Genomic DNA, 9,084 nt, shown 5'->3' with positions numbered 1-9,084 from the left:
GTACGCTGGAAGGTCAACTACAAGGGGATACTGCCGGTCTGAAAGTTTATATCGATTTTAGCCATCGATATTGACATCCTCGGATCGTGAATTGTATGTTCAGCGAAAACTGGGGTTCACGGAGACAGCATGAGCAAGCGGTGGATACGTCGACCAGAAGGGTCTAACTGGGGCGATTTCGGTGATGACGACAAGATTGGCAGGCTGAATCTTCTGACGCCAGCAAAGGTCAGACAGGGCCTTGCGGAGGCGCGCGAAGGCATTACGTTTTGCTTGAGCCTGCCGCTCGACTACCCCGGAGGCACTGTCGCCAATCCCCGGCGTCACCCGCCCCGGCTGTTCGGTGCCATGCATGGAGGCCAGTGCTTTCATAATCACTCACGCGAGGTGCCGGGCACTGCACGGCAGTCGGTCGTCTGCGATGACGCCGTGCTGCTCTCTACCCAGTACTCAACACAATGGGACAGCCTCGCGCACGTCGGCGCGAAGTTTGACGCGGACGGCGACGGGATCGACGAGATCGTCTACTACAACGGATGGCGCGGTGGAGAACACATCGTGACGCCGCCGCCCCGTGAGGGCGTCGAGGAATGGTTACGCTATGAAGGCGTGAACGCCGGCCCGCTGGGAATCGACACGTTGGCGGCGACATGCGTGCAGGGGCGCGGCGTAATGGTCGACCTGTTCGAGCGTTATGGCCGCGAAAATCACCGCGTCGGTTATGACGAACTCATGCGGATTTTCGAGGATGATGGCGTGGACGTCGAGCCCGGAGACATGCTGTGTTTGTGCACGGGTTTTGACGAATTGCTGCTCGAAATGAACAGGGCGCCGGACCCATGGCGGCTGCACAACAGCTGCGCAGGGCTCGATGGTGCCGACAGCCGGTTGCTGCAATGGATAACGGACTCAGGTGTCGCTGCCCTCATTTCGGACAACCGTGCTGTTGAGATCCTCCCGCCGCCAGCGGGCGCGGCGAGCACCATCCACGAGCATTGCCTTTTCAAGTTGGGAGTGCCGCTCGGAGAGCAATGGTTATTGTCCCCTCTGAATCGATGGTTGCGCGCACGTGGTCGCAACAGGTTCCTGCTTACCGCTCCGCCCCTGCGCTTGCCGGGAGCAGCCGGCTCACCGGTCACGCCAGTCGCAACGGTTTAGAAACCTGTGCGTACAGACGGTGCTCGCGTCCAGCTGGGCAAGCACAGCCGGAAACCGCTACGGCTGCGATTTTCCAGACGGAGTGGTCAATCCGGTAGTCTGCTGCACCGGCAGATTTCAAGAGAGCTTTTTTTCGCATGGCCGCCGTCGTATCCATCAGGCCGAAGGACAGTCAGTTGGCGCGGGCCGGCATTGGCGGCCGCATAGGCCACCGCCTCGTTGGTGCTATCCAGTCCGAACTCAGCTAGCTCAAACTGTCCAAGGTCTATCAGGCCGGCGCGCACCATCCGCACCATCCGGGGAATGGCGTCCCTGTTGTACATCCAGACGCCACGCACAGTGGTCTCGTTGTGCATCAGCCAGTTGTAGTTCAGTCCGAGGTCGCCTTCGCTTCCACGCAGACCACCCATCAGGATCACCCGCCCTCCTAGTTTCACGGCCAGCGCCGCGGTCCTCACCTGAGCGGCGGACGCCTCACGCGGCAGGAAATCCAGCACCATGTCGATGGGCCCGTCGGCCGCGTCCCAAATCGACTTGCGGTCACGCTCTTCATCCCCGCTGAACCGGACAATCCGGACGCGGCCTCCATGTCGTCTCGCAAGGTCTTCCAGCGTGCCGTGATTGCGGCCGGTGACCACGACCCGCCCCGCTCCCATTGCCAATGCCACGGCGACGCCCGCGCCTCCGAAGCCCCCCGTTCCCCCGTTGACGACCAACGTCTCTCCTGCCTGAAGACCGCCTGCCAGCAGACCTCCGAAGGGAACCAGCAGCCGGGCGAGAGCCGTCCATCGCCCTGCGTCCGACGGCTCGATGTGACCGATCGCCGTAGCGTTCTCGGTGGGTACCAGCACCTGCTCTGCAAAGGAGCCGTGGTGAAAGTACCGGTGCAACGGTAAGGCCGCAGGCGTCCGGTAGGTCCAGCCAAGCAAGATCTGTTCAGGGCTGGCGATATTGTCCCGCGAGCGGATTGTGGAGTCGACGAAGACCCAGTCACCAGGCCTCAGCCTGGTCGAGTCCGGGCCCGCAGCCCGCACCCTGCCAATACCGCCAGGGCCCGGAATCAATGGCAATTCCAAAGGGTAGTTGCGCGAGCCGTTGAAGACATTGGCGGAGTAGCTTGCAACCGGTGCGGCCGCCACATCGACGATCACTTCGCCTGTGCCGAGCACCGGGTCGGGCACGCATTGAATATCGAGCGGCGCGTCAAATGCATTCAGGACAGCAGCTTTCATTGAAGACCCCGGTATCGATTGTCAAACAGCTGCCAATGTAGGTGTCGCTCGGCGAGCCCACAGGCTATGGCCTAACAGGCGCGCAATGGCGCGCACTACCTTAGCGCTCCGGCACAGGAAACGCGTTGGCCTCTTGCTGGGAAACCATCTGACTCGCTAGCACCGCGTTGCCGGGTTCGGCCTCGTGCTCGGATACGAATTCGAGAAGCGGGTCATGAATAGTTTACAAATATGGCCGCCGCCAAAGCACAAGTATAGATGTGATGCACAAGCACAAGTTCCGAAGGGATAAATGCAGAAGTTGCTCGGGCACCCAGACTGTCTTTACGCTCCGACACCTGACCGCGGACGACCCAACTTCACCAGTTGTCGGAACATGAAGTGTGGCGCAACGCGGCTAGCAATTTTCAAAATATTGCTCGCCCCGGGCCGAATCTCCGTCTTCCCCGCTTCAATACCTGCGATGGTGCGCTTGACAAGCACACTCACGTCCATCCCCTTCTCTCCTTTCATTTCCTCGGCGAATTCCCCCCGGAACAGGGGCGTCTCTGTACCCGGAGGCGCCAGTTCGACTATGGAGACGCCAGTACCTTCCAGTTGCGCTCTCAGGCATTGCGTATAAGCGTGAAGCGCGGCCTTTGATGCGCTGTAGATGGGCGCGGCCGCAAAAGGAATATAGGCGAGACCCGACGATACGTTCACAATGAGGCTGCCTTTTCTGCGGAGAAGCAACGGAAGGAACGCTTGAACCATCCACATGGATCCTTTCACGTTTCCATCGATTTCGGTGGTCAGGTCGTTCAATGAATATTGCTGACTCAGCTTGATGTTGCGCATCGTACCCGCGTTGTTCACAAGAGTGTCCAGCAATGGAAACCGGCCCAAGACCGTTTCATATAGTGACTCAATGCTCGTCAAATCGCTGACGTCGCTCCTGAAAGCATGAAGCCCCGGAATAGCTTCTCGTGCAGCTTGCAACCGCTCGGGCGAACGCCCCGTGACAATGACTGTATTCCCTCGGGCAGTCAGCTGCTTCGCCAATTCCAGACCGATTCCGCTGGTGCCTCCCGTAATCAGCACGGTCCGTCCTATCATTTCCATCAGGTTTCCCCTGTCAAGTGCGCATGATCGCAGTTTGACGCGCATACTTTCCAATGTGAAGAAGGCACCGAAAAGTCAGATACTTACCAAACGGAGAGTGTAGATATGGCACAAGTCCCGAGGTTCACCGCCGAGCAAATCGCAGCCGCGCAGCACTACGCCAGCCTGACTCCACCCGTCGATATTGATCCCCGGATCGCATCCCTGGTGAAGGATCTGATTGGCCGCGTTGCGGACAAATGGACAATGTTGATTCTGGACGTTCTCGCAGAAAAGTCACCGCTTCGTTTTAGCCGCCTTGACGAGATGATTGAAGGTATCAGTCAGAAAATGCTTACCCAGACCCTACGCGCAATGGAACGTGATGGCCTTGTTACTCGGACCATATATCCGGTCGTACCACCGAAGGTGGAGTACAAGCTTACGAACCTCGGCATCACGCTAAGTGCCGCGTTTTGCGGGGTTTGGGTTTGGGCTGCGAATAATCTAGACGCGGTAGAGGAGGCGCGCCGCGATTTTGACGATCGCGCGGCGCAATGAGAGTCGCGGTCTTTTTCAGGGGCGGTCTTAAGCACCATCCCTTGTCACTCCATGGTAAGGGGCACGCACCCGCGAACTTATGAATTTTGCACGCCTGCTCGCCAGTCGGCATCAGTTCGAATTTGAAGGCATGTAGTCGATTGCGTGACCGCTGTCACGAAGCAAACCTCGTCTTTGAAGAGACGCAAAAAAGCAGTGCCGACCATGCCGAATATCGTTGTCTTTGCTCATCATCCACATCATCCGGCTCGATAGGCCTTTCATGCTGTTCACCAGCGCCGACACCGCGATCTTCAGCGGATAGTGCGTACATTGTGGGGCGCTGCTCTATGGTCCCGGTCCTACGTTGCCGGGTGGTGCGGCGGTGCACCCATCCAGATCGCGCCAGTACATCGGGCCGCAGCGGATGCCACACTAAGAGACGGATTCAAAAAGGCTGCTCCCCTCGTCTTAAGATTTTCCAGCAGACCAGGGAGCAACCGAATTTGAGAAGTGCTTCGTGAATGTCGGCCCGACGTTCGAAGCGAATGCGAAGACGACGGAAGTTGTGAAGCCACGCATGAGTACGTTCAACCACCCAGCGGAATTTCCCCAGGCCACTGCCGTGTTCTTTCCGGCGCCTGGCGATCACCGGCTTGATGCCGCGCTCGCGAAGTTTCTGGCGATGTGCCTCGGAGTCATAGCCACGGTCTGCGTAGATGACCTTGGGCTTGCGAAGCGGTCGGCCGCGTACGCCGCGAATCGGTGGAATGGCGTCAAGCAGCGGCAGCAACTGGCTGACGTCGTTGCGATTCGCGCCAGAGAGTATCGCGCTGACAGGAACGCCATTGGCGTCTACGAGGATGTGGTGCTTGGTACCTGGTCGCGCGCGATCCGTGGGGTTCGGACCAGTTTTTCGCCCGCCCCAACAGCTCGCACAGATGAAGAGTCGACGGCTGCTCGTGAGAAATCGAGTTCGCCCGCCTCGCGTAACTTCGCTAGCAGTAGATCGTGCAATCGCTTCCACACGCCGGCGTTCTGCCAGTCGCGCAACCGTCGCCAGCAGGTTGAACCCGATCCAAATCCCAATTTGGTCGACAGGTCGCGCCAGCGGATACCGGTCTTGAGCACGAACAGGATGCCGTTCAGTGCGGCTCGGTTCGCAACCGGCAACCGGCCTGGATACTTCTTGCGCCGGGGTTTGGGCGAAGGCAGCAATGGCTCGATCAGTGTCCACAATTCGTCATCAACAATCGACGTGCCCATCCTTGGATCCAGTTGTTCAGGTGGCCAAGGTTACAGCCCCCAACGGGTCTTTTTGATTCCGTCTCTAAGGTCGGAGAAGGACAGCTACGCTGTCGCGCGATCCTTCTTCTGCCTGAACAGACCTTAAACGGGAAGGATTGCCGCGCTCCTGTCCTATATCGCCGCCTTGCGTCCGGAGGCACCGCACAATGCGGACCAAAGCAGCCTAACAGCGTGCGTCCACGCGCGTTCCCTCAAGCCTCGTAACTCGTGCTTCTCGTAAGATGCTCCCACGTGTCGAGGTCGTGCCTCAGGTCCTCGAGCTGGGCGCGGACGAGATCGAGCGCATCGCCTCCGATGACGAGATGCAGCGGCGGCTGATCCGATTCCAGCGCAGCGATGATGGCTCGACTGCCGCGCACTGGATCGCCCTGCTGTTTGCCGTGCCCGGCGAGCACACTGTCGCGAGCCTTGCCGGCCGTGCCCGCATAATCTTCAAGGCGCATGCCGGACTGTTTCATCGATGCGCCCCGGAAATCGGTCCGGAATGCGCCCGGTTCGACAACCGTCACGCCGAGGCCTAGCGGGCCGATCTCTTTCGCCAAGGTCTCGGACAGTCCTTCGACAGCAAACTTCGTCATGTGATAGAAGCCTACGCCCGGGAAAGTCGTCAGGCCACCAACCGAGCTGATGTTGACGATGTGCCCTGCCCGGCGCCTGCGCATGCCGGGCAGCGCCGCCTTGATCATGTTCCAGGTTCCATAGACATTCGTCTCGAACATCGCCCTGACATCGCTGTCCTCGCCCTCTTCGATCGCGGCCAGGTACCCGTAGCCAGCGTTATTGACGAGCACGTCAACGGCGCCGAATCGTTCGTGAGCGGCGGCAACGGCGGCCTCTGCCTGCTCTGGGCGGGTCACGTCGAGCCTGACGGCCGCGACGGCGTCGCCATACTCGCGGACGAGGTCCTCAAGGGCTGCCGCATCCCGCGCGCTTGCGACCACGCGATACCCCGACTCGAGCGCGCCTCGGGCCAGCGCCCGTCCCAGCCCTTTCGAACATCCTGTGATCAGCCACACCGCATTTTTCTTCAACATATTCACTCCATTCGCTCACCGCGTTCGCCATCGTCCACGAACCGACATCCCGTGCCACAGCGGACTGCCGCAGCACCTTGACCGGATTTTAGCTACGCTTATTCTTTCAATCATCCCGGACAATTCGAACGAGTCATGCAATCTGATGGAAAGATCGCGCGAGGAAGCCTTGACGACCTGTCCGCCTTCGCGACGGTTGCGAGAACGCGGAGCTTCACGCGCGCGGCAGCCGAGCTTGGGGTGTCGAATTCGATGCTGAGCTATACGATCAAGCGACTCGAACAGCGGCTCGGCATCGTATTGCTTAGACGGACAAGCCGCAGCGTCGCGCCGACGGAGGCAGGCGAGAAGCTACTGCTGACACTCGAGCCGGCGTTGCAGGCCATCGATGCCAAGTTGGGCGAGCTGGGCCAGGCGCGCGACCAGATCGCCGGTACGGTCCGTATCACCGCGACACGGCAGGCCTACGAGGCCGTTATCCGGCCCGTGCTCGGCACGTTCTGCAACGCGCATCCCGACGCGGTCGTGGAGGTCGTCATCGACTACGGATTTCGCGACATCGTGGCAGACCGGTTCGATGCCGGCATCCGGCTCGGAGAGAAATTGCAGAAGGACATGGTCGCACTACGCGTCGGCCCCGCGCTCCGGATGGCGGTCGTTGCATCGCCTGTTTACCTCGCGCGGTATCCGGCGCCAAAGACGCCGCAGGACCTGACCATGCTGTTACGTCGCGCGCAGAATGAGCCGGGAGGGGTGAGATTGTCGCGCGGTCAGCCAGGACGATGTTTTGTCGATTACCGCGCGCAGCGCGAGACATGAGGGGTAGCAGGATGGCCGGCGCTGCTCTGATATCGTGCGATGTTTCTCAGGCGTCGTACAAACATCAAGAACAGACCGGCCATGCATCGCATTGTATTTGCCTTTCTCTCCCTCGAACAACATCATCGCGCGATTGAGTGCTCTCCCGCTTCTTACCGGCCCGATCGCTGTCCGCATTGCGGTAGTGGCTGCCTGTGGTATCACGGCTGTTATGGGCGCAAGGCGGATCGCAGCGTCGACGGCGCGCTCAATCCGGTGCCTGTGCCGCGTTTCCGTTGCCCGTCATGCACGCGGACCTGTTCGCGTCTGCCGCTGTGCATCTGTGCGCGTCGATGGTATGGCTGGTCGTTGCAGCAGAACGTGCTGCAACTGCTGATCGCGGGCGCCTCGCTACGCCGTACGGCAAGCGTCTTCGCGTTGGCGTATCACACCGTGCGGCGCTGGTGGCGATCGCTGTTGGCGGCTCACGGGACGTTCGCCTTCCACCTGTGTAGCCGTTTTGCTGAGCTCGGCCGCAGTGCCGATCGCGACGACTTCTGGCTGGCCTGCCTGCATCGCATGCCGCTATGCGAAGCGATGGCGTGGCTGGATCATGACGGCATAGCTGTCCCATGATCGACTGGTTCCTGATCGCCGTGCGACGGCGCTGACCGAACTGCAGCGGGGACTCCACACAGTCTGCTCACTGCCGCGCGCCGACGATCAGCGCTTTGATGGCGGTTCCTTCACTTCAACAGGGACCTCCATGAACGATATCGATCCGAAGGCGCTGTTCCGCCTGTCGGTGCTCGGCCCGCTGGTCAGCCGTGAGCGCTTGAGTCGCGGCGAACTGCAGCAGATCGTGCGGCAACTCGCGCAGCAGGAATACGCCATTCCCGGTTCACGCCGGCGCCACATCAGCGAGAAGACCCTGCAGGCGTGGTATTACGCGTGGCGCCGCAATGGACTGGGTGGCCTGTCCGATGCGCGCCGCACCGATACTGGCCGCTCGAAGCTGCCCGAGCCGGTGCAGGTCGCGGTGCTCGCGGCCAAACGTGAGAACCCGCGCCGCTCAATCCGCCAGATCCGCCTGCTGCTGGAAGCCGCCGGCCTCGTGCCGCGCGACACGCTCTCGCGCTGCGCCGTACATCGCCTGCTCAAGGCTCACGGTATCTCACGCATTGCCGGACCGGATGTCGTGCCCGAGGAGAAGCGCAGCTTCGCGGCCGAACACGCCGGCTCGATCTGGTATGGCGACGTCATGCACGGCCCCACGCTGTCGTTTGGCGGGCGTCGCATGAAGACGTATCTTGTGTCGCTGATGGACGACGCCTCGCGCCTGATTGTCCATAGCGCGTTCTGTCTGTCGGAGACGGCGCTCGACATCGAGGGCGTGCTCAAGCAGGCCCTGCTCAGGCGTGGCGTTCCGAAGACGATCGTCGTCGACAACGGCGCCGCGTACCGGGCCGCGACGCTGCAGGGCATCTGCGCACGGCTGTCGATGCGGCTGGTGTATTGCCGTCCATATGCGCCCGAAGGCAAGGGCAAGCTTGAACGCTGGCATCGGACATTACGTGAGCAGTTTCTGGCCGAACTCGATACCACGCACATTCGCGAACTCGCGGACCTTAACGCGCGGTTGTGGGCATGGGTCGAGCAGGTCTATCACCGTCAGCCCCACAGCGCGCTGGGTAACCAGACACCACTGTTGCGCTACCAGCAGGATCTGCCCCGCATCCGGCTGCTCGGACCGCTGGCCGCGCAGCTCGACGAACTGTTCTGGCATCGCGTAGCCCGGCACGTTCGCCGCGACGGCACCGTCTCTTACCAGAACCGGCGCTTCGAGGTCCCGTACGAGCTCACCGGACAGACCGTGATGCTCGTCGTCGATCCGCATGCCGGCACGGTAGTGCGTATCGAAAGCCAGACGGGTG

At 60.9% G+C, this 9,084-nt stretch carries 9 protein-coding genes and 1 pseudogene; 5 read left to right on the top strand and 5 right to left on the bottom strand.

Going from position 1 to position 9,084, the window contains the following annotated elements; all coding sequences use genetic code 11:
- The first annotated feature begins 129 nt into the window (after positions 1–129).
- A complete protein-coding gene (locus SB753_RS34230; RefSeq protein WP_410804462.1) occupies positions 130–1,158 on the top strand; it encodes a cyclase family protein in 1,029 nt (342 codons plus the stop codon).
- An 86-nt stretch (positions 1,159–1,244) separates the two neighbouring features.
- Here the strand turns inward: SB753_RS34230 and SB753_RS34225 are convergent, their stop codons facing one another.
- Both SB753_RS34225 and SB753_RS34220 read right to left on the bottom strand, forming a co-directional pair.
- A complete protein-coding gene (locus SB753_RS34225; protein ID WP_410804460.1) occupies positions 1,245–2,390 on the bottom strand; it encodes a zinc-binding dehydrogenase in 1,146 nt (381 codons plus the stop codon).
- Between the two features lie 324 nt (positions 2,391–2,714).
- Positions 2,715–3,491, bottom strand: a complete 777-nt coding sequence (locus SB753_RS34220) for an SDR family oxidoreductase (protein WP_410804458.1) — start codon at positions 3,489–3,491, stop codon at positions 2,715–2,717.
- Between the two features lie 105 nt (positions 3,492–3,596).
- Between SB753_RS34220 and SB753_RS34215 the strand changes: the two genes are divergently transcribed.
- Positions 3,597–4,031: a winged helix-turn-helix transcriptional regulator gene (locus SB753_RS34215; RefSeq protein WP_410804457.1), complete on the top strand. Its 435-nt coding sequence runs from the start codon at positions 3,597–3,599 to the stop codon at positions 4,029–4,031.
- Here SB753_RS34215 and SB753_RS34210 read toward each other — a convergent pair.
- The 3 genes and pseudogenes from SB753_RS34210 to SB753_RS34200 all read right to left on the bottom strand — a co-directional run.
- Positions 3,928–4,158 (bottom strand): annotated as a pseudogene (locus tag SB753_RS34210) (helix-turn-helix domain-containing protein); the annotation flags it as partial. The gene SB753_RS34215 and the pseudogene SB753_RS34210 overlap by 104 nt on opposite strands.
- 300 nt (positions 4,159–4,458) lie before the next feature.
- Positions 4,459–5,276, bottom strand: a protein-coding gene (locus tag SB753_RS34205) for an IS5 family transposase (RefSeq protein ID WP_410804455.1) whose coding sequence is annotated in 2 segments (ribosomal slippage) — positions 4,459–4,928 and positions 4,928–5,276 — 819 coding nt in all. Because the reading frame shifts where the segments join, the coding sequence is not laid out codon by codon here.
- A 233-nt stretch (positions 5,277–5,509) separates the two neighbouring features.
- On the bottom strand, positions 5,510–6,352 hold the full coding sequence (locus tag SB753_RS34200) for an oxidoreductase (protein ID WP_410804453.1): 843 nt from the start codon (positions 6,350–6,352) through the stop codon (positions 5,510–5,512).
- Positions 6,353–6,487: 135 nt separating this feature from the next.
- Here SB753_RS34200 and SB753_RS34195 point away from each other — a divergent pair, with 135 nt between their 5' ends.
- The 3 genes from SB753_RS34195 to SB753_RS34185 all read left to right on the top strand — a co-directional run.
- Entirely contained in the window at positions 6,488–7,171 is a 684-nt protein-coding gene (locus SB753_RS34195) for a LysR family transcriptional regulator (protein WP_410804452.1), read from the top strand.
- A gap of 81 nt (positions 7,172–7,252) precedes the next feature.
- Positions 7,253–7,786, top strand: coding sequence for a DUF6431 domain-containing protein (locus tag SB753_RS34190; RefSeq protein WP_410804450.1), 534 nt, complete (start codon positions 7,253–7,255; stop codon positions 7,784–7,786).
- Positions 7,787–7,916: 130 nt separating this feature from the next.
- Positions 7,917–9,084 (top strand): DDE-type integrase/transposase/recombinase (locus tag SB753_RS34185; RefSeq protein ID WP_410804448.1); only part of this gene is annotated, 1,168 nt, incomplete at its 3' end.

Origin of the sequence: Paraburkholderia sp. SIMBA_053 (assembly GCF_046534895.1) — a bacterium.
GTDB lineage: Bacteria > Pseudomonadota > Gammaproteobacteria > Burkholderiales > Burkholderiaceae > Paraburkholderia > Paraburkholderia caledonica.
Note: the sequence above shows the minus strand (reverse complement) of the source record. Positions and strands in the feature narration are given on the sequence as shown.